The organism is Mycobacterium colombiense CECT 3035 (genome assembly GCF_002105755.1).
Classification (GTDB): domain Bacteria; phylum Actinomycetota; class Actinomycetes; order Mycobacteriales; family Mycobacteriaceae; genus Mycobacterium; species Mycobacterium colombiense.
The window spans coordinates 5,222,438-5,242,231 of sequence record NZ_CP020821.1 but is presented as its reverse complement, the minus strand read 5'-3'; the positions used below and the strand labels follow the sequence as shown (position 1 = coordinate 5,242,231).

Annotated in this window: 17 protein-coding genes and 1 pseudogene; 2 read left to right on the top strand and 16 right to left on the bottom strand. The window is 67.8% G+C overall.

The genetic code is table 11. The features are described 5' to 3' along the window. Positions 1-160 precede the first annotated feature (160 nt). The 5 genes and pseudogenes from secA to B9D87_RS24745 all read right to left on the bottom strand — a co-directional run bounded on the left by secA (position 161) and on the right by B9D87_RS24745 (position 7,001). A pseudogene (secA, locus tag B9D87_RS24765) lies at positions 161-2,988 on the bottom strand (preprotein translocase subunit SecA). Positions 2,989-3,135: 147 nt separating this feature from the next. Further along, positions 3,136-3,804 carry a ribosome hibernation-promoting factor, HPF/YfiA family gene (hpf, locus tag B9D87_RS24760; RefSeq protein ID WP_007773118.1) on the bottom strand — a complete coding sequence of 223 codons (669 nt, stop codon included), beginning with the start codon at positions 3,802-3,804 and terminating at the stop codon, positions 3,136-3,138. A 334-nt stretch (positions 3,805-4,138) separates the two neighbouring features. Continuing rightward, positions 4,139-4,771: a ComF family protein gene (locus tag B9D87_RS24755; protein WP_007773120.1), complete on the bottom strand. Its 633-nt coding sequence runs from the start codon at positions 4,769-4,771 to the stop codon at positions 4,139-4,141. 67 nt (positions 4,772-4,838) lie between these two features. Continuing rightward, positions 4,839-6,044 carry a cytochrome P450 gene (locus tag B9D87_RS24750; protein WP_007773122.1) on the bottom strand — a complete coding sequence of 402 codons (1,206 nt, stop codon included), beginning with the start codon at positions 6,042-6,044 and terminating at the stop codon, positions 4,839-4,841. 72 nt (positions 6,045-6,116) lie between these two features. Further along, a complete protein-coding gene (locus tag B9D87_RS24745) occupies positions 6,117-7,001 on the bottom strand; it encodes an AraC family transcriptional regulator (RefSeq protein WP_007773124.1) in 885 nt (294 codons plus the stop codon). 87 nt (positions 7,002-7,088) lie between these two features. Here B9D87_RS24745 and B9D87_RS27140 point away from each other — a divergent pair, with 87 nt between their 5' ends. Both B9D87_RS27140 and B9D87_RS24740 read left to right on the top strand, forming a co-directional pair. Beyond that, positions 7,089-7,412 carry a hypothetical protein gene (locus B9D87_RS27140; RefSeq protein WP_167540330.1) on the top strand — a complete coding sequence of 108 codons (324 nt, stop codon included), beginning with the start codon at positions 7,089-7,091 and terminating at the stop codon, positions 7,410-7,412. Then, entirely contained in the window at positions 7,412-8,287 is an 876-nt protein-coding gene (locus B9D87_RS24740; protein ID WP_040630933.1) for a class I SAM-dependent methyltransferase, read from the top strand. The genes B9D87_RS27140 and B9D87_RS24740 overlap by 1 nt, the downstream gene beginning before the upstream one ends. Before the next feature lie 149 nt (positions 8,288-8,436). Here B9D87_RS24740 and B9D87_RS24735 read toward each other — a convergent pair whose 3' ends face one another. The 11 genes from B9D87_RS24735 to B9D87_RS24685 form a co-directional block, all read right to left on the bottom strand. After that, the gene (locus B9D87_RS24735) at positions 8,437-9,213 is read right to left on the bottom strand and encodes a Crp/Fnr family transcriptional regulator (protein WP_080598596.1); all 777 of its coding nucleotides are present in this window, start codon (positions 9,211-9,213) and stop codon (positions 8,437-8,439) included. 81 nt (positions 9,214-9,294) lie between these two features. Then, a complete protein-coding gene (gene lpqB, locus B9D87_RS24730) occupies positions 9,295-11,049 on the bottom strand; it encodes an MtrAB system accessory lipoprotein LpqB (RefSeq protein WP_085977837.1) in 1,755 nt (584 codons plus the stop codon). After that, positions 11,049-12,725 (bottom strand): MtrAB system histidine kinase MtrB, encoded by a 1,677-nt coding sequence (gene mtrB / locus B9D87_RS24725; protein ID WP_007773128.1) that lies wholly within the window; start codon positions 12,723-12,725, stop codon positions 11,049-11,051. The genes lpqB and mtrB overlap by 1 nt, the downstream gene beginning before the upstream one ends. Before the next feature lie 46 nt (positions 12,726-12,771). Beyond that, positions 12,772-13,458, bottom strand: a complete 687-nt coding sequence (gene mtrA / locus B9D87_RS24720; RefSeq protein WP_007168097.1) for a two-component system response regulator MtrA — start codon at positions 13,456-13,458, stop codon at positions 12,772-12,774. Between the two features lie 112 nt (positions 13,459-13,570). Continuing rightward, positions 13,571-14,227 (bottom strand): dTMP kinase, encoded by a 657-nt coding sequence (locus B9D87_RS24715; RefSeq protein WP_007773133.1) that lies wholly within the window; start codon positions 14,225-14,227, stop codon positions 13,571-13,573. Between the two features lie 58 nt (positions 14,228-14,285). After that, positions 14,286-15,758, bottom strand: a complete 1,473-nt coding sequence (gene ahcY, locus B9D87_RS24710; protein WP_007773136.1) for an adenosylhomocysteinase — start codon at positions 15,756-15,758, stop codon at positions 14,286-14,288. A gap of 99 nt (positions 15,759-15,857) precedes the next feature. Further along, a complete protein-coding gene (gene alkX / locus B9D87_RS24705) occupies positions 15,858-16,454 on the bottom strand; it encodes a TetR family transcriptional regulator AlkX (RefSeq protein WP_080598597.1) in 597 nt (198 codons plus the stop codon). Positions 16,455-16,492: 38 nt separating this feature from the next. Continuing rightward, positions 16,493-16,678: a rubredoxin gene (locus tag B9D87_RS24700; RefSeq protein ID WP_007773144.1), complete on the bottom strand. Its 186-nt coding sequence runs from the start codon at positions 16,676-16,678 to the stop codon at positions 16,493-16,495. Next, positions 16,675-16,854 (bottom strand): rubredoxin, encoded by a 180-nt coding sequence (locus tag B9D87_RS24695; protein WP_007773146.1) that lies wholly within the window; start codon positions 16,852-16,854, stop codon positions 16,675-16,677. The genes B9D87_RS24700 and B9D87_RS24695 overlap by 4 nt, the downstream gene beginning before the upstream one ends. After that, the gene (locus B9D87_RS24690; protein WP_007773148.1) at positions 16,851-18,113 is read right to left on the bottom strand and encodes an alkane 1-monooxygenase; all 1,263 of its coding nucleotides are present in this window, start codon (positions 18,111-18,113) and stop codon (positions 16,851-16,853) included. The genes B9D87_RS24695 and B9D87_RS24690 overlap by 4 nt, the downstream gene beginning before the upstream one ends. Before the next feature lie 100 nt (positions 18,114-18,213). After that, positions 18,214-19,731 (bottom strand): amino acid permease, encoded by a 1,518-nt coding sequence (locus B9D87_RS24685; RefSeq protein ID WP_007773150.1) that lies wholly within the window; start codon positions 19,729-19,731, stop codon positions 18,214-18,216. Positions 19,732-19,794: the final 63 nt, after the last annotated feature.

The window sequence follows — 19,794 nt, the reverse complement described above, 5'->3', positions numbered from 1 at the left end:
TGCGCCGCACCGCCTGGTGCCGCCGCGCGTCGAACGCCTCGAAATGGCCCGAGCCGGCGGATGCCTCAAATCGCGTGCCGCGCCCGCCGAGTGTGCGGCCAGCCGCACCTTGGGTGCCGAGCGTGCGGCCTGCCGCACACTCGAGTGGAGGCGGGCCCGCTTAGCGCCGCTTGACCGACTTGGGCGGCTTGGCGCCGCGGCCCTGCTGGCGCGCCGCGGCGCGCCGCTCGCGCCGGCTGGCGCCCCGGGCACCCCGGCCGGCGTTTTGCCGTCGCCGCCGTTGCGCTGCACCGCGGCCGTGCCGTCCTCGGACGGTCCGGAGTATGTCATGGCCGGCGCCTGGTTGTCGATTCCCTTGGCGCGCAACTGGGTTGGGGCCTCTTCGCGCACGGCCGTCGCGGCGCCGCCCTGCTGGCCGGCCGCGGCGGTGGCGAATTCCGCCAGCCCCTCCGGCGCCTCGACCGGCGCGACCTGCGGGCTGGGCACCGCCTCGACGGTGACATTGAACAGGAACCCGACCGACTCCTCCTTCATGCCGTCGAGCATCGCCATGAACATGTCGTAGCCCTCGCGCTGGTACTCCACCAGCGGATCGCGCTGCGCCATCGCGCGCAGCCCGATGCCCTCCTTGAGGTAGTCCATCTCGTAGAGGTGCTCGCGCCACTTGCGGTCGATGACGTTGAGCAGCACATTGCGCTCCAGTTGACGCATCGCGCCCTCGCCGGCGATCTCCTCGAGCTCGGCTTCCCTTGTGGCATAGGCGTTTTCGGCGTCTTTGAGCAGCTCCTCGAGCAGTTCCTCACGGGTGAGGTCGTCGCGGTCGGAGTCCGCATCGTGGTGGGTCAGCGTCGCGTGGTCGATGCCCACCGGGTACAGCGTCTTCAGCGCCGTCCACAGCGCCTCGAGGTCCCAGTCCTCGGCGTAGCCGTCGGCGGTCGCGCCGTTGACGTACGCGGTGACCACGTCGCGGACCATGTCCAGCGCCTGCTCCTTGAGGTTCTCGCCCTCCAGGATGCGGCGGCGCTCGGCATAGATCACCTTGCGCTGCTGGTTCATCACCTCGTCGTACTTCAGAACGTTCTTGCGGACCTCGAAGTTCTGCTGCTCCACCTGGGTCTGGGCGCTCTTGATCGCGCGGGTGACCATCTTGGCCTCGATGGGCACGTCGTCGGGCAGGTTCAGCCGGTTGAGCATCGCCTCGAGCGCGGCGCCGTTGAACCGGCGCATCAGCTCGTCGCCCAGCGACAGGTAGAACCGCGACTCGCCCGGGTCGCCCTGGCGGCCGGAGCGGCCGCGCAACTGGTTGTCGATGCGGCGGGACTCGTGGCGTTCGGTGCCCAGCACGTACAGCCCGCCGGCCTCGATCACCTCGGCGGCCTCCGCGCTCACCTCCTCCTTGACCTTGGGCAGTTCCTCGTGCCACGCCGCGTCGTATTCGTCGGGCGTCTCGACCGGGTCGAGGCCGCGCTCGCGCAGCCGCTGGTCGGTGAGGAAGTCGGCGTTGCCGCCCAACACGATGTCGGTACCGCGGCCGGCCATGTTGGTGGCCACGGTGATGCCGCCGCGGCGGCCGGCGACGGCGACGATGGTCGCCTCCTGCTCGTGGAACTTCGCGTTCAGCACGTTGTGCGGGACGCGGCGCTTCTGGAACTGCCGCGACAGGTACTCCGAGCGCTCCACGCTGGTGGTACCGATCAGCACCGGCTGGCCCTTCTCGTAACGCTCGACGACGTCGTCGACCACGGCGATGTACTTGGCTTCCTCGGTCTTGTAGATCAGGTCGGACTGGTCGGCGCGGATCATCGGCTTGTTGGTCGGGATCGGCACCACGCCCAGCTTGTAGATCTCGTGCAGCTCGGCCGCCTCGGTCTGGGCGGTACCGGTCATGCCGGCGAGCTTGTCGTAGAGCCGGAAGTAGTTCTGCAGCGTGATGGTGGCCAGCGTCTGGTTCTCGGCCTTGATCTCCACGTGCTCCTTGGCCTCGATGGCCTGGTGCATGCCCTCGTTGTAGCGGCGCCCGTAGAGGACGCGGCCGGTGAACTCGTCGACGATCAGGACCTCGCCGTCGCGCACGATGTAGTCCTTGTCGCGGTTGAACAGCTCCTTGGCCTTCAGCGCGTTGTTGAGGTAGCTGACCAGCGGCGAGTTGGCGGCCTCGTAGAGGTTGTCGATGCCGAGCTGGTCCTCGACGAACTCCACGCCCAGCTCGTGCACGCCGACCGTGCGCTTGCGCAGGTCCACCTCGTAGTGGGTGTCCTTTTGCATCAGCGGCGCCAACCGGGCGAACTCGAGGTACCAGTTCGACGCGCCGTCGGCGGGGCCGGAGATGATCAGCGGGGTGCGGGCCTCGTCGATCAGGATGGAGTCGACCTCGTCGACGATGGCGAAGTTGTGCCCGCGCTGGACCAGGTCGTCGAGCGAGTGCGCCATGTTGTCGCGCAGGTAGTCGAACCCGAACTCGTTGTTGGTGCCGTAGGTGATGTCGGCGTTGTAGGCCACCCGGCGCTCGTCGGGCGTCATCTGCGCGAGGATCACGCCCACGTCCAGGCCCAGGAAGCGGTGCACGCGGCCCATCCACTCGCTGTCACGTTTGGCCAGGTAGTCGTTGACGGTGACGATGTGCACGCCCTTGCCGCCGATGCCGTTGAGGTAGGCCGGCAGCACCGAGGTCAGGGTCTTGCCCTCACCGGTCTTCATCTCGGCGACGTTGCCGAAGTGCAGCGCCGCGCCGCCCATCAGCTGCACGTCGAACGGGCGCTGGTCGAGCACCCGCCAGGCCGCCTCCCGGGCCACCGCGAAGGCCTCCGGCAGCAGGTCGTCGAGGCTTTCGCCGTCGGCGTGCCGCTTCTTGAACTCGTCGGTTTTGGCCCGCAACTCGGCGTCGGTGAGCTTCTCGATCTCGTCGGACAAGGTGTTGACGTAGTCAGCCACCCGCTTGAGACGCTTGAGCATGCGACCTTCGCCAAGGCGCAGCAACTTCGACAGCACAGCTATGTCCCCTGTTGGTAGGAGTCTTCGAATGAGCGACTCCCATGGTAGGCGACGACGCCCCAACGGCCGCCGAACCTGCGGCGATCGCAAGCGCGGCGCTGCCGGGCGCGGCGGGTCGCCGCCTTAAAACCCAGGAGAGCCTGATCAGCCCAGTCGGATCAAGCCGTAGTCGTAGGCGTGCCGTCGGTAGACCACGCAGGGCCGTTCGGTCTGCTTGTCGTGGAACAAGAAGAAGTCGTGCCCGACGAGCTCCATCTCGTAGAGCGCGTCGTCGACCGTCATCGGCGTGGCCGGGTGCTCCTTGGTCCGCACGATCCGTCCGGGCTCGTGGTCGGACTCGGTGCCGTCGTGCTCGGCCGACGGCGCCTGCGCCGCGGTGCCCGACGGCGCGGGCGGCGGCACCGCGGTGGCGGCGGCCAGTGACACGGGCGTCTTGTCCCCGTAGTGAACCTTGCGGCGGTCCTTGACGCGGCGCAGCCGGTTCTCCAGCTTGTCGACCGCGGATTCGAACGCGGCATAAAAACTGTTGGCGCATGCCTCCGCGCGTGTCACCGGGCCGCGGCCGCGGGCGGTGATCTCCACGCGCTGACAGGATTTGCGCTGACGCCGGTTGGGCGCGTGCTTGAGCTCGACGTCGAAGAGGTAGATGGAGCGATCGAACCGCTCGAGGCGGGCGAGTTTTTGCGAGACGTACAGACGGTAATGATCGGGGATCTCTACGTTGCGGCCCTTGAACACAACGTCGGCGGTGGTTGTCGGTGGGGCTTGCCCGTCGGTGACGGGCGGTTGGTCCAGAATCTGACCGGAATCCACGGATAGCCTTGACATACGTGACAACTCGTTTCTCTCTTCACGTCACACGCGCCCTGCGTGCCCGGCTGCTTGATGCGCCGACGAGGTGGGAGCGGTTCGAGACTGGCTACCGCCGCAGGCTGCCCGCCGGAGCAAGGTGTCGATTACTCACCCCTTCCCGCGGATGGGTCTCACCTGGAAATTTCGCGACCAGTGAGTCAGACCGATGAGTCGTTCTTCGTTGTTCTCGACGTTAGCTCGTGTTCGCCTGCCGATGCCACTAATTTGGTCGAGCTGTTGCGAGTTCTTCACAACCTCTTGGCCGGCTCATGGGTCGGGCGCGGCCGCGGCCGATTCAGACCGCGGCGATCGCCAGCACCGCGGCGACGCGGACCCCGGCGGCCTGCAGGACCCGCACCGATTCGCGGGCTGTCGCCCCAGTGGTGACGATGTCGTCGACGACCATGACTTCGGTGCGCGGCGGTGAGCCGCGCAGCACCACCTGGCCGGCGACGTTGCGCTCGCGCGCGGCGGTGCCCAGGCCCACCGAGTCGCGCGTCAGCGCCTTGAGCCGCAGGGCCGGCGCGACGGTGATGTCCGGATGCCGCGCCACCGCGGCGCGCGCCAGCCGGGCGACGGGGTCACCGCCGCGCCGGCGCGCGGCCGAGCGCCGGGTCGGGGCGGGCACGACGGTCAACGGGGTGTCGATGATCCCCCACGACAGCAGCCGGTGCACCCCGACGGCCAGCGCGCGCGCCAGCGGGTCGACGAGATCGGCGCGGCCCCGCTCCTTGAGCGCCAGGATCGCGTGCCGGCGGGCGTTGGCATAACGCCCGAGCGCGAACACCGGGACGCCCGGGTCGATGCGCGGGTTCACCACATGCGGCTGGTCCGCGGCCACCGACAGCTCGCCGGCGCACGCGTCGCACCAGCGGGTCGAGGGCGCACCGCAGCCGCCGCATTCGGCCGGCAGGAACAGGTCGAGCATCGCGCCAGTGTGGCGGGTGGGTGTGACAAGCGGGCTAGGGCGCTAGGTCGCCACCGGAGGGCTTTCATCACCGCGGGCCGATGGGATCCGATGGCGTAAAGATCACCGGCATCGACTCCGGCCCGCTGACGAAGTTGGCCGGCCGCAACGGAACCTCCGCGCAGCCCGCGAGCCGTAGGTCGGGCAGCCGGTCGAGCACCCGTGCGAGCATCAGCGAAAGTTCCAACCGCGCCAACTGGTTTCCCAGGCAGAAATGCGTGCCGAAACCGAACGCCAGGTGATTGTTCGGGTCCCGGTCGATACGGAAACGGTCCGGGTCGCCGAAAACGTCTTCGTCGAAGTTGGCCGCCTCGAACAAGAGCAGGATCTTTTCGCCGCGATGGAGCCGGACCCCGTAGAACTCGGTTTCCGCAGTGAGCGTGCGGCACATGTTCTTGATCGGCGAGGTCCACCGCAGCATCTCCTCGACCGCCCGGGGCAGCAGGCTCGGGTCTCGTCGTAGCCGCTCCCATTGGTCGCGATGCCGCAGCAATTGCTCGATCCCGCCGGAGAGGGTGTGCCGGGTGGTTTCGTCCCCGCCGATGAGGATCAGCAGTGACTCGAAAATCAGTTCGTCGTCCGACAACCTCCGGCCGGCGACTTCGGCGTTTGCCAGCACACTGAACAGGTCGTCGGTCGGTTCCCGCCGGCGCTGCGCGATGGTTTCCTCGGCGAACGAGGTGTACGCGCCGAACGCCTCCATAACCGCCTGCAGCGAAGCCTGGTCCGGTGATCTCGGTCCGCCCACCAGCTCTTCGGACCATTTCAGCAGCGTCGCGCGATCCTCGGGCAGCACCCCGAGCATGTCGCCGATCACCGCCATCGGCAGCGGTGCGGCGATGTCGCGGACGAAGTCGCAAGCTCCGGCCTCGCACACATCGTCGATCAACTCGTCGCACAACCTCGAGATGGACGACGCCTTGTCCTTTATCCGCCTGCCGGTGAACGCCGCGCTGACCAGCCTGCGCCGCAACAGGTGTTCCGGATCGTCCATGTCGATCATGTAGGGCATCGCCGGATATGCGGGCCGGATGCCGCCGGCGTTGGAAAACAGCTGCGGGTTGCGCTCGACATCGATGACGGCCCGGTACGTAGCGGCCGCGGCTAAGCCGTTGCGGTCGCGGTAGATCGGCTGATTCGCCCGCATCCAGCGATACGCTTCGCGGGCGCGCCCGCTGGCGTAGAAGTGGCCGTCCGTGAGATCTATGTCAGGTGTGTGCCAGATGTCCCCCATGCGGGTTAACACTAAGCGTGCCAACGGAACTCGCCTAGCCACAACGCGCGCATCGGCGGCCGGAAGACGCAGTTACGCGGAGCGCCGCAAGGTCTGCGCGGGTGGCTCACCGTAGCGAGCGGCGTGCGCGGCGGCGAACCGGCCGAGATTGCTGAAGCCCCAGTGGTAGGCCACCGAGGCCACCGTTGTCGTCGAGGGGTCGGAATGCAAAAGCGCCTGGTGCGCCCGGCGTAGCCGGACTTCGCGGAGGTAGGACATCGGGGAGGTGCCGAGGTACCGCTGAAAACCCTGCTGCAGCGACCGGACGCTCACGTTACAGCGGGCGGAGATTGCCGTCAGGGTTAGTGGCGCGTGCGCCTCCTCTTGGATGATTTCGATCGCGGTGCGGATGGCGCGTGGCGCAACCAGGCGCGCTGTACCGGCGAGGGCATCACGGTGGCCGTGCTCGACGGCCATCCAGAAGCCGCGCACCAAACTCTCGGCAAACGGCAGCCCGACCATGGGGTGATTGAGCAAGCTGTCCGGACGGAAGAACTGCTCCTTGAATAGCAAGAGCATGTCGATCCAGCTTCGAGTGGGTTCCGCGCGCATCGGTAGCACGGGGTTGAGGTCGATGTGTGCCGTCACCGAGTGACCGAGCGCATCGCTGAGAGCGTCGTGAGCGGTACAGGCGTCGATCCGAAAACAGGTCATCTTGGTTCCCGCCGCCCACCGCGCCGCGCCCAGGCCGCGCGGCGCGTACACGGTCGCGGTGCCGGGACCGGCGCTGAACGTCAATCCGCTGCGGACCCGTTCCGTGCGTCCGGTCTGAAGGACCAGCACGCGATACGCGCCGCATTCGGCGCCGTTATCCATCCACGTATCCGAACCTACGACGAATTCGGAAACCGTCACCGGACCCATCTGACCCAGCCGCTGAACTAGGGAAAACGATTCGGGGTCGGTCTTCAGCTTCAAGTGCGGGCGACCACAGCAAGCGAGGGCGAACTCGTCGAAACTCCTCAGCGAGCCCCAGTCAGACGTCGCCGAAACATCCTCTGCCCCTTGCGCACTGTGTCGCTCGTCTGGACCCGCCAACATCTCTCCCACCCGCGCTACACCAACGGTAATGCCAACGATATTGCACCGATCCGCCGACACGGGCAACGTGGGCCTGCCGTCCCTGCGCATTTGCGCGAAATGGCCAGGATCGTGCGTCCATCGGCCTCTGACGATGTCAACCACCTTGCCGGCGGCCGGAACGCCTTCATCGGGTGGCATGCGATTAACGAGGGACGCCATCGGCATGCCGTTGTGGTCGCCACCAAAGTTCGCAAAGATGAAGGCGTGCCGACTTTATCGATCACGAGCGCACAGCATTTCGCGTGATGGCTGCGTTCGACGACGGCGTGCGAGCCAAGCTCGATGCCAACATGCGCAATTGGGACGCGCGGGCACCGATCCACGCGCAGAGCCGCTTCTACGGCATCGGCAGTCGCGACCCGGTGAGCTGGTTTGCCCCGTTCGAATGGCGCGACCTGGGCCCACTCGTGGATCGCGAGATCGTGCATCTGCAATGCCATTTGGGCACGGAGACTATGGCCTTCGCCCGCAAGGGCGCGATGACCACCGGGCTGGATTTCTCGAGCGCTTCCGTGCGGGAAGCCCGGCAGATTGCGTGCCAATTCGGCTTGTCGATCGACTATGTGTGCGCCGACGTCTATGACGCCGTCGACGCGCTTGGGGCGCAGCGGTTCGACATCGCCTATACGGGCAAGGGGGCACTCTGCTACCTGCCGGACTTGCCGGCCTGGGCCGACACGGTGACGAGACTGCTCAGGCCCGGGGGGTTCCTCTATGTGGTGGAGTTTCATCCGTTGCTGAACGCGCTAGGCCCCACCCAGAAGCCAGGTCTGCCAGACGATTTGACGATTCGGCACGACTATCTAGGCGGGCGCGGTCCTGTCGAGCGCGACAGCGCCCACAGCTACACCGACGGCCCGCCGCTGCGGGGTCCCACCCGACACTACGAGTGGCCACATGGCCTGGGGGAAGTTGTCACCGCCATCGCACGGGCCGGTCTGGTCATCGAAAGCGTCACCGAGACAGACCTTCTGCCTTGGCCCCGCTGGCCGCGGATGGTGCGCACCGATGACGGGTGGTGGACACTGCCGCCGAGCGAGCCGACGTTTCCCGTCATGTATGGCCTCAAGGCCACCAAACCCGATCCGACGAACCTCACCGTTCGCCTCGGAGATAGCTAGGTTCCGTTGACAGGCGAGGTCACAAAGCCGATCCTGTCGACAAGGGACAGCTCGAGTTGCGGCCGCGCGCAATCGAGTTCGATACCCTCGCGAGACGGCGCCGAGCGCTGAAAATGCCGCACCACCGGAATCGGCCGCCAGCAGCAGAATCAATCGCGTTCTCGGTCGGACAGTGCGTCGCAGTGCGTCCGCTCAGCGGGTCCGCGATCACCGCGGCCGCCGAGCCGCACCGACTCGAGCGCCTGGGCGTCGGTGATCACCACGCTGCCGCGTTCCAGCCGAATCGCGCCGCTTTCCGCGAAATCGCGCAACGTCGCGTCGACAACGTGCGGAGCAGCTCCCACCAGCATGGCGAAATCCGTCAATGCCATGTCGTGAACCACACGCACCGCGTCGCCGTCTCGCCAACCAAACCGCTGGCTCAACATCAACAGCCGGCTCGCTGTGCGGCTTCGGGCATCGGCTAACGCGAAGTCGACCAGCGAATTCGCCGCCTCCTTGGCCCACCGGGCGAACAGCCGCAGTAGTTGCTCGCCGATCTCCGGTCGTTTGGACATCCAGGCTAGGAGTTGATCGCGTGCGATCGGCGCGACCACCACATCGGTCAGTGTTGTCAGGCTGAAGCCGCGCGAATCAGGATCGAAAAGTGTTTTAACACCGAATATTTGGGACGGGCCGAGGACCGTGAGCCCGATCTCGCGGCCGTCGGGACACCGAAACGTAAGTTCAGCCTTTCCGGAGACGATGACGTAGACATGGCCGTCAAAGTCGGATTGCGCGTCAATCCGGTGCCCCTGCGGGAATCGTTGCGGCTCGAGCTGGGTGGAAAAGTCGGATACCACCGCTGGGTCGGTCCTGGCAAAGAGGCCGGTTGCGCCCAATGCCTGGTAGACGTCGCGCCTTTCACAAAGGCGGCATGTTCGCACGAGGGTAAAGCTATGCAGTTCAACGGGAATGGCCTAGCCGTTGCGCGCATCATCGTGGCCACGCCACGCTGGCGATCGCCACTAGCCCGGCAGCACCGGGGCCGCCCCGGGCACCGTCAGCCCCGGCACCTCGGACCAGCCCTGCTGACCGTCGGCCGACGGCGAATACTGCAGCACCCCTTGCGGACCCGCGACGTAGGCCGTCGACGGGTTGGCGACCACCGTCGTCACCGGCATCTGCAGGCCGTGCGGCGGCGCGTCGGAGTTCACCCCGTCGATGTTCACGTAGGACACCGGATGGCTGGCGTCGGTGCGGGTCACCACGAGGTCATCACCGGTGCGCCACGACAGCGACACCACCGAATTGCCCAACCCGAAACCCAGCCGGCGCGGGAAGGTCAACGCGTACTGGCCGGCCTGGGTCTGCTCCACGCTGGCCAGAATCACCTGGCCGCCGATCACCATCGCGGCGCGGGTGCTGTCGCGGGACAGCTGCAGGTCGGTGATCGGCCCCGGGAACCGGGTGGCCACCGCCACCGAATCCACCGGAAGGCGCGCGGGTTGCCCCGAGGCCGGCTCCTGGATGGCCCGCAACACGTTGTTGCCGTCGACCACCACCCAGACCACGTCGTCCAGCGACCAGGTGGGCCGCGACAGGTTGTGCCCGTCGGCGGCCTGCACGGCTTCCTGGCCGAGGTCACCGATCCATAGGGACGCCGCCATGTCCGGGGCGCCGCGGTGCAGCGTCACCACCGACGCCACCTGCCGGCCGGTGCGCGACAGCGCGGCGCCGGTCTGGTCGCCCACCCGCCCGAACGCGCCGGGCACCGTGACGGTGTGCTGGCCGTCCAGCGACACCAGCGAGCCGTTCACCAGGGCGTGCAGCCCCGCGCCCGCGCCGTCGGCCGCGCCGGGATCGGTGGCCGCGACGTCGGAGGTGGTCCACCCGTCGCGGAACCGGTCGTCCAGCGGCGCGCCGTCGGCGCTGATCACGTAGGGGCCCCGGATGTCCGCCCGGGCCAGGGTCCAAATAATTTGCGCCGCAAGCAATTGCCGGCTGTGCGGATCGGTGGTGGACAGCTTCTCCAGGTCGACGCGCGCCCCGCCGTAGCCGCGCCCGATGCCGCTCTTGCCGCCGTCGGCCCGGGTCACCGGCCCGCGCAGCCGCAGCGGCGGGGCGAGCAGATTGCGGACCGTGTGTGCCATCTCGGGCCGCGGCCCGCCGATCAGCTTGGAGATCAGCTCGGTGGCCAGCTGATCGTGGTCGGGCACCGCGACGTAGCGGGGATCGGGAACCACCGTCTTGCCGGTCGGGTCGGCGAAGTAGAGCGTGTTGCGCTTGTAGGTGGACTGGAACTGCTGCCAGTCCAGGAAGACGCCGTTGGGCAGCCGGTCGATGCGCCAGCCGCCGGATGTCTTGACCAATTCGATCGGCCCGGGGTCGGGCAGCACACCCTCGGCGGTCTCGAACACGCCCATGTCGGACAGCGAACCCAGGATGTCGGCCCGCATCGTCGCCGAAACACGTTCGGCCGCGCGGGTTTCGACGAACACCACGTGGTCGATCAGCAGCGCGCTACCGGCGTCGTCCCAGGCGTTGGACGCCGACTGGGTGAGGAACTGGCGGGCGGCCAGGTGCCGGTTCGCGGGATCGGCTGTGGCCTTGAGGAATTCGCGCAGCAGCACGTCGGGGTCCATGCCCGGGGTGGGCTTGGGCAGGTTCGAGGGCGCCGGCCGCTCGACGGTGCCGATGGCCTGCGGCGCCGACGAGCTGGGCACGCCCGCGCAGCCCGCGAGCAGCGCAGCCAGCATCAGCAGTCCCACGAGTCGGCGCATCACAGGCTTCTCTCGGCGTGCTCTCGTTGCCGCGGACGGTCTTTCGCGTGCTGCGGGCCGCCGGGGGCGGGTTGCGGGATCGGCTTCATGGGCAGCGGGCTGGTGGTCACCTTGTGCCCGCGCACCAGCGGCAGGGTCAGCCGGAAGCACGAGCCGTCGCCCGGTTCGCCCCACGCCTCCAGCCGGCCCTGGTGCAGGCGCGCGTCCTCGATGCTGATGGCCAGGCCCAGCCCGGTGCCGCCGGAGCGGCGAACCCGCGACGGGTCGGCCCGCCAGAACCGGCTGAACACCAGCTTCTCCTCGCCCGGTCGCAGCCCGACGCCGTAGTCGCGGACGGTGACGGCGACCGTGTCCTCGTCGGCGGCCATCCGGATCTTCACCGGCTTGTGCTCGGCGTGGTCGATGGCGTTGGCGATCAGGTTGCGCAGGATGCGCTCCACCCGGCGGGTGTCGACCTCGGCGATCACCTCTTCGCTCGGCAGGTCCACCTTCAGCTCGATGCCGGCGTCTTCGGCCAGGTGCCCCACGTTGCCCAGCGCGCTCTGCACGGTGGTGCGCAGGTCGACCGCTTCGACGGACAGCTCGGCGACACCGGCGTCGTGGCGGGAGATTTCGAGCAGGTCGTTGAGCAACGACTCGAACCGGTCCAGCTCGTTGACCATCAGCTCGGTGGAGCGCGCCAGCGTCGGGTCCAGGTCCGCGCTGTGGTCATAGATCAGGTCGGCGGCCATCCGCACCGTGGTCAGCGGGGTGCGCAGTTCGTGGCTCACGTCAGAAGTGAAGCGGCGCTGCAGATTACCGAACTCTTCCAGCTGGGTGATCTGGCGCGACAGGCTCTCGGCCATGTCGTTGAACGACATGGCCAGCCGCGCCATGTCGTCCTCGCCGCGCACCGGCATGCGTTCGGACAGATGCCCCTCGGCGAACCGTTCTGCGATGCGCGACGCCGATCGCACCGGCACCACCACCTGCCGCGACACCAGCAGCGCGATCCCGGCCAGCAACACCAGCAGCACCGCGCCGCCGGTGATCATGGTGCCGCGCACCAGCTGGATGGTGGCCTGCTCGTTCTTCAGCGGGAAGATCAGGTACAGCTCCAGGTTGGCCACCTGAGACGACGCCGGCGACCCGACGATCAGCGCCGGTCCGGAGAACCCGTCGGTGTGCACGGTGGCGTACTGGTAGGACGCCTGCCCCGCTTTGACGAAGCCGCGCAGCGAACTGGGCACCTGGTCGACGGGCCCGGCGGTGGTCGCGGCGCGCGGGCCGTCGCCCGGCACCATCAGCACCGCGTCGAAGGCGCCGGCCATCCCCGCGCCCGAGGCCGGGTCGGTCTTGGAGGTCAGCGTGTTGCGGGCCAGCTGCAGGCTGCTGTCCAACGAGCGCGCCTCTTCGCCGTTGACGATCCCGCCCACGGTGGTGCGTGCCCGCTCGATCTGTTCGATGGCGGCCTTGACCTTGACGTCGAGCACGCGATTGGTGACCTGACTGGTCAGCACGAAGCCGAGCGCCAGGATGACCGCCAGGGAAAGTCCCAGGGTCAGCGCCACCACCCGCAGCTGCAGCGAGCGCCGCCAGGCAATGGCCACGGCGCGACTCAACGCGCCCATGCCACGAGTCATGGGGCCGGAACGTCCCCAGCGGCTTCGAGTGCGTCGCCGGGAGCCCCAGATCACTGCCGGCGCTCCTCCCTAACGCGACGCTCTACAACGTCGCCGCCGGTCACGGAGGTCCGGCCTTGTAACCCACTCCTCGAACGGTCAACACTACGGTCGGGTTTTCAGGGTCTTTCTCAACCTTGGCGCGCAGACGCTGGACGTGCACGTTCACCAGGCGGGTATCCGCCGGGTGACGATAGCCCCACACCTGTTCGAGCAGCACATCACGAGTAAACACCTGCCGCGGTTTACGCGCCAACGCCACCAGCAGGTCGAACTCCAGCGGTGTCAGGGAGATCTGCTCGCCGTTGCGCGTGACCTTGTGCGCCGGCACGTCGATCTCGACGTCGGCGATCGACAGCATCTCGGCGGGCTCGTCGTCGTTGCGCCGCAGCCGCGCCCGCACGCGGGCCACCAGCTCCTTCGGCTTGAACGGCTTCATGATGTAGTCGTCGGCACCCGACTCGAGGCCCAGGACCACGTCGACGGTGTCGGTCTTGGCGGTCAGCATCACGATCGGCACGCCGGAGTCGGCGCGCAACACCCGGCACACGTCGATGCCGTTCATGCCGGGCAGCATCAGGTCCAGCAGCACCAGATCGGGGCGCAGTTCGCGCACCGCAGTCAGGGCCTGGGTACCGTCACCGATGACCGCAGTGTCGAAACCCTCACCCCGCAACACGATGGTCAACATCTCGGCGAGCGAAGCGTCGTCATCGACGACGAGAATCCTTTGCCTCATGGAGTCCATGGTGTCACCAGATCGGGACAAAATTGGGGCGCCACACGGGCGTTTCTTGGCCCGATGGCCAATTTTGGATGCAAATTCCGTTAATTTCGCCGATTCGGCCGGCCCGGGCGCGTCACTCGCGCGCCGCCGCGGCGCCCCCGGCGCCGGTCAACGCGGCGGCCAGCCGCCCCGGATCGACGTCCGCGTCGACGCTCAGCCAGGGGCCGCCCCAGCCCGCGGCGGCCAGTTCGGCGTAGACCGCGGCGGTGCGTTGCTGCAGCCCGTCGTCGCGTTCGTAGCTGTCGCGCGCGCGGCCCGGATCGGCCTCGGCCCGGCTGCGGGCGCGCCGCCCGGCCAGCTCGGCCGGCACCGCGAGCAGCACCTGCCAGTCGGGCGCGGGCAGCCCGAGCCGCCGGTACTCCAGCGCGTGGATCCATTCCACGGCCGGCCCGGACGCGTCCTGGTGCAGACGCGCGGCGGTGTAGGCCGCGTTGGAGGCGACGTAGCGATCCATGATCACCACGTCGTGCTCACGGCGTAGCGCCTCGATCTCGCCGACCGCCCCGGCGCGGTCCAGCGCGAACAGCGTCGCCATCGCGTAGACCGACGACGCGAGGTCGCCGTGCTCGCCGTGCAGGGCCTCGGCCGCGATGTCGGCGGTCACCGACCGCCCGTACCGCGGGAAGGCCAGCATGGCCACCGACCTGCCGTCCGCCTGAAAAAGGTTGCGGAGCTTGTCGGTCAGCGTCCGCTTGCCGGCGCCGTCGATGCCCTCGATCGCGATCAGCACGGCGCGAGCCTATCGCCGCCGAGCGCCGCTCCGGCGCGACACTCGGCGGCCGGTCGGCTCAGTAGCGGTAGTGGTCGGCCTTGTAGGGGCCGTCGACGTCCACGCCGATGTACTCGGCCTGCTCCTTGGTGAGCTTGGTCAGCACGCCGCCCAGCGCCTCCACGTGAATGCGCGCCACCTTCTCGTCCAGGTGCTTGGGCAGCCGGTAGACCTCGTTGTCGTACTCGTCGTTCTTGGTCCACAGCTCGATCTGCGCGATGACCTGGTTGGAGAAGCTGTTGCTCATCACGAACGACGGGTGGCCGGTGGCGTTACCCAGGTTCAGCAGCCGGCCCTCGGACAGCAGGATGATCGATTTGCCGGTGTCCGGGAAGGTCCACAGGTCGACCTGCGGGCGGATGTTGACCTTGGTGGCGCCGGAGCGCTCCAGCCGGGCCACCTGGATCTCGTTGTCGAAGTGGCCGATGTTGCCCAGGATCGCCTTGTCCTTCATCGCCTTCATGTGCTCGAGGGTGATGATGTCCTTGTTGCCGGTGGTGGTGATGACGATGTCGGCCTCGCCGATCACGTCCTCCACCCGCTTGACGTCGAAGCCCTCCATCAGCGCCTGCAGGGCGTTGATCGGGTCGATCTCGGTGACGGTCACCCGCGCGCCCTGCCCGGCCACCGACTCGGCCGAACCCTTACCGACGTCGCCGTAGCCGCAGATCAGCACCTTCTTGCCGCCGATCAGCACGTCGGTGCCGCGGTTGATGCCGTCGATCAGCGAGTGCCGGCAGCCGTACTTGTTGTCGAACTTGCTCTTGGTGACCGAGTCATTGACGTTGATCGCCGGGAAGGCCAGGTCGCCGGCGGCGGCGAACTGGTAGAGCCGCAGCACGCCGGTGGTGGTCTCCTCGGAGACGCCCTTGATCGACGCGGCGATCTTGGTCCACTTGTCCTTGTCGGTCTCGAACCGCTTGCGAAGCAGGTTGAGGAACACCCGGTGCTCGGTCGAGTCGTCTTCCTCGTCCGGCGGCACCACGCCGGCCTTCTCGTACTGCGCGCCGCGCAGCACCAGCATGGTGGCGTCGCCGCCGTCGTCCAGGATCATGTTGGCCGGCTCGCCGGGCCACGTCAGCACCTGCTCGGCCGCCCACCAGTACTCCTCGAGCGTCTCGCCCTTCCACGCGTACACCGGCACGCCCTTGGGCTCCTCCGGGGTGCCGTGCGGGCCGACGACGACCGCGGCGGCGGCGTGGTCCTGGGTGGAGAAGATGTTGCAGGACGCCCAGCGGACCTCGGCGCCCAGCGCGACGAGGGTCTCGATCAGCACCGCGGTCTGCACGGTCATGTGCAGCGAACCCGAGATGCGCGCGCCCTTGAGCGGCTGCACGTCGTGGTACTCGCGGCGCAGCGACATCAGACCCGGCATCTCCTGCTCCGAGAGCTCGATGTCCCGGCGACCGTAGTCCGCCAACGACAGATCGGCGACCTTGAAATCGATGCCGTTTCGGACGTCGGGGGTCAGTGCGTTTTCGGTCGTCGTCATAGGTGTGTTCTTCCTTTTTCGGCTCGCTCGGATCCAAGCGGTAATTAGCTTAGGTATGTTCTTGCGCCACTGTAGTCGCGGGTGGCCGCGCCTCGCGGCTCAGGGAATGTTGATGACGCCGTGATGCTCCGCGAACGGCGTCATCAGGCGGGCCAGATCGGCCGCCACATCGTGGTCCGCTTCCGGCGGCATCGAGACGTAGCTCAGCGCCAGCCGCACGATGGCCCGCGCCAGCACCCCGGCGTCCTCGTCGCTGGTGGCCACCCAGCTGTGGGTCAGCGCCGCGGTCAGCCGCTCGGAGGCGCGGTTGATGATGGGGGCGCTGTCGGTGGTGATGAGCTGCAGCAGGTCCGGCTTGGCCACGCCGGTGAGCAGCGAGATCACCAGCGGGTCGGCCGACAGCTCGGTGAACAGGTCGCGGAAGCCCCGCAGGAACGCCTCGAAGATGTTGCCGACGTTGGCTTCCAGCGCGGCGTTGACGGCGTCGACCAGCCGGTCGGCCAGGCGCAGGCCATACCCCTGCGCCAGGCCCTGCCGGGAGCCGAACTCGTTGTAGATCGTCTGCCGGCTGATGCCGGCCGAGCGGGCGACGTCGGACAGGGTGATCGCCGACCAGTCGCGGGTCAGCAGCAGATCCCGCATCGCATCCAGCACCGAGTCACGCAGCAGGGCACGCGACGCCTCGGCGTAGGGCATCCGCTTCACAGGCGCGACAATATCGGTTTTCGCCGCGCTCAGGGCCTTGCCACCTCGACCATCTCGAAGTCGGTCTTGGCCGCGCCGCAGTCCGGGCAGCTCCAGTCCTCGGGGATGTCGTCCCACCGGGTGCCGGGGGCGATGCCGTCTTCCGGCCAGCCCTTGGCCTCGTCGTACTCGAATCCGCACTGCACGCAGATGAAGACCCTGTAGTCGTCGCTCATCGGTTCACTCCTTCTCGGATCTGGGTGAAATCGGCCTTCTCGAGCACCGCGCAATCGGGGCAGCACCAGTCCTCGGGGATGTCGGCGAACGGCGTGCCCGCGGGAAACCCTTCCCGCGGTGCGCCTTTCGTTTCGTCGTAGGTGTAGTCGCAGCCAGGGCAGCGATACGCGCTCATGCCGCACCGGCCTGCGGGGCCCCGTGGCGCGCCAGCAACTTCTCGCGCAGCCTGGGTTGCACGTTGACCCGGGTGATGTCGCCGTCGTAGTGCGCCAGCACCCGGTGATCCATCACCTTGCGCCACAGCGGCGGGAAGTAGGTGAGCGAGATCATCGACGCGTAGCCGCTGGGCAGGTTGGGCGCGCCGTCCATGCTGCGCAGCGTCTGGTAGCGACGGGTCGGGTTGGCGTGGTGGTCGCTGTGCCGCTGCAGGTGGTAGAGGAACAGGTTGGTCACCACGTGGTCGGAGTTCCAGCTGTGCACCGGGCTGCAGCGCTCGTAGCGGCCGTTGGAATTCTTCTGCCGCAGCAGGCCGTAGTGCTCCAGGTAGTTGACCGATTCCAGCAGGCTGAAGCCGAAGACCGCCTGGATGATCACGAACGGAATCAGTCCGGGGCCGAAGATCGCGATCAGCGCCCCCCACAGCACCACCGACATCAGCCAGGCGTTCAGCACGTCGTTGGTCGCGTAGGTCTTGGGGTGCCACGGGCTGGCGCCCTGCCGGCGAATGCGTTGCGCTTCCAGCCGCAGCGACGAGCGCAGGCTGCCCAACACGCTGCGCGGCAAGAACTCCCAGAAGGTCTCGCCGAAGCGCGCCGACGCCGGGTCCTCCGGGGTGGCGACCCGCACGTGGTGGCCGCGGTTGTGCTCGATGTAGAAGTGGCCGTAGCAGGTCTGCGCCAGCGTGATCTTGGACAGCCAGCGCTCCAGCGAGTCCTTCTTGTGGCCCATCTCGTGGGCGGTGTTGATGCCGACGCCGCCCAGCACGCCGACCGACAGCGCCAGCCCCAGCTTGCCCGCCCAGCCGAGCGGGCCGCCTGGACCGCTGGGAAAGCCCAGCCAGCCCAGGTTCGAGGCGGTGAACAGGTAGGCGCCGAAGACGACGCTGAGGTATTGGAACGGCACGTAGACGTAGGTGCAGTAGCGGTAGTACTTGTCGTTCTCCAGCCGCTCCATCACCTCGTCGGGCGGGTTCTGCTCGTCGGGCCCGAAACGCAGGTCGAGGATCGGCAGCAGGACCCAGAGCAGGATCGGCCCGATCCACAGCGGCACCTGCGCGGCGGCGTGCCAGCCCAGCCGGTTCAGGCCCCAGATCAGCGGCACCACCGCGAACAACGCCGTCGGGGCGATCAGCCCCATCAGCCACAGGCGGCGCTTCTTGTCCCGCCAGGCGAGCGGCTCGGATTCCGAGCCCAGTTGCTGTTCGAATGTGGTCATATGCCAAACCTCCTTGTGAGTCACGCCACGTTGAGGTTGGACAATACCGAGGTTTGCGTCTCCTGTCTAGACAAAAGAAGTTTGTTTGTAAAGTTCTCCTCTAGGGCACCGGGCTGTGCGGGTCGGCCTGGAGGGCGTCGTCGCGCTCGGTCTCCCCCTCCCCCCGCTGGCCCTGCACCGAGTGCCAGTAGCCGTAGCCCGCGTAGATCGCGGTGCCGACCACCAGCCACACCCCGAACCGGACCCAGGTGAGCGCGGTCAGGTTGAGCATCAGCCACAGACACGCGGCGATCGAGGCGATCGGCAGCAGCGGCACCCAGGGCGCCTTGAAGCCCCGCTCCAGATCCGGCCGCGTCCGGCGCAGCACGATCACGCCGGCCGAGACCAGGACGAACGCGAACAGGGTTCCGACGTTCACCATCTCCTCGAGCTTGGTGATGGGGAACACCGATGCCGTCACGGCCACCACAAGGGCGACCAGCACCGTGATCCGCACCGGGGTCCCATGCGAGCCCGTCTTGGCCAGCGACCGCGGCAACAGTCCGTCGCGCGCCATCGCGAACAGGACCCGGCACTGGCCGAGCATCAGCACCATCACCACCGTGGTCAGTCCCGCCAGCGCGCCGATGGAGATGATCTTGCTCGCCCAATGGATGCCGTTCGCGGTGAAGGCGGTGGCCAGGTTCGCCTGCCCGCGCCCGGGGACCGTCTTGAGCTGGGTGTAGGACACCATGCCGGACAGCACGATCGCGACGGCGACGTAGAGCAGGGTGACGATGCCCAGCGACGCCAGGATTCCCCGCGGCACGTCGCGCTGCGGATTCTTGGTCTCCTCGGCCATGGTGGCCACGATGTCGAACCCGATGAACGCGAAGAACACGATGGACGCCCCCGCCAGCACGCCGTACCAGCCGTAGTGGCTGCTGTGCGCCCCGGTCAGCAAGGACAGGACGGACTGGTCGATGCCCTTGGCCTCGCGACCGGCCTCGGCCTTGGGGATGAACGGCGAGTAATTGGCGCGCTTGATGTAGAAGACGCCGACCACCACCACGAAGAGCACGACCGACACCTTGATCGCGGTGACCACCGCGGAGAACCTGGACGACAGCTTGGTACCCAGCGCGATCAGGGTCGCGACCCCGCCGACGATCACCAGCGCCCCCCAGTCCACCTGGGCCGAGCCGAATTTGGCGGTGCCGCCGGCGAATCCGAACACCGTGCCCAGATAACTCGACCAGCCCTTGGCCACCACGGCCGCGCCGATCGCCAGTTCCAGCAGCAGGTTCCAGCCGATGATCCAGGCCAGGAACTCGCCGAAGGTGGCGTAGGAGAACGTGTACGCGCTACCGGCCACCGGCAGCATCGAGGCGAACTCGGCGTAGCACAGCGCGGCCAGCGCGCAGGTGCCCGCCGCGATCACGAACGACACCCAGATCGCCGGGCCGGTGATGTCGCCGGTCGTCGACGCGGTGACCGTGAAGATACCGGCGCCGATCACCACCGCGACGCCGAACACGACCAGGTCCCGCCAGGTCAGGTCCTTGCGCAGCTTGGTGTCCGGCTCGTCGGTATCGGCGATTGATTGCTCGATCGACTTGGTCCGCCATCGATTGGCCATGCATTCGCCCTTTCCAACGCGCCATTGGTCCGTCACAGTACTGGGTACTCTCCGCAAATGCCG

Excerpts from the sequence above, each read along its gene's own strand:
- B9D87_RS24690 (WP_007773148.1), bottom strand. The coding sequence starts at position 18,113 with ATGACCACATTCGAACAGCAACTGGGCTCGGAATCCGAGCCGCTCGCC.
- B9D87_RS24740 (WP_040630933.1), top strand. The coding sequence starts at position 7,412 with ATGGCTGCGTTCGACGACGGCGTGCGAGCCAAGCTCGATGCCAACATG.
- lpqB (WP_085977837.1), bottom strand. The coding sequence starts at position 11,049 with ATGCGCCGACTCGTGGGACTGCTGATGCTGGCTGCGCTGCTCGCGGGC.
- B9D87_RS24755 (WP_007773120.1), bottom strand. The coding sequence starts at position 4,771 with ATGCTCGACCTGTTCCTGCCGGCCGAATGCGGCGGCTGCGGTGCGCCC.
- mtrA (WP_007168097.1), bottom strand. The coding sequence starts at position 13,458 with ATGGACTCCATGAGGCAAAGGATTCTCGTCGTCGATGACGACGCTTCG.
- B9D87_RS24685 (WP_007773150.1), bottom strand. The coding sequence starts at position 19,731 with ATGGCCAATCGATGGCGGACCAAGTCGATCGAGCAATCAATCGCCGAT.
- B9D87_RS24700 (WP_007773144.1), bottom strand. The coding sequence starts at position 16,678 with ATGAGCGACGACTACAGGGTCTTCATCTGCGTGCAGTGCGGATTCGAG.
- B9D87_RS24695 (WP_007773146.1), bottom strand. The coding sequence starts at position 16,854 with ATGAGCGCGTATCGCTGCCCTGGCTGCGACTACACCTACGACGAAACG.
- ahcY (WP_007773136.1), bottom strand. The coding sequence starts at position 15,758 with ATGACGACGACCGAAAACGCACTGACCCCCGACGTCCGAAACGGCATC.
- alkX (WP_080598597.1), bottom strand. The coding sequence starts at position 16,454 with ATGCCCTACGCCGAGGCGTCGCGTGCCCTGCTGCGTGACTCGGTGCTG.
- B9D87_RS24750 (WP_007773122.1), bottom strand. The coding sequence starts at position 6,044 with ATGGGGGACATCTGGCACACACCTGACATAGATCTCACGGACGGCCAC.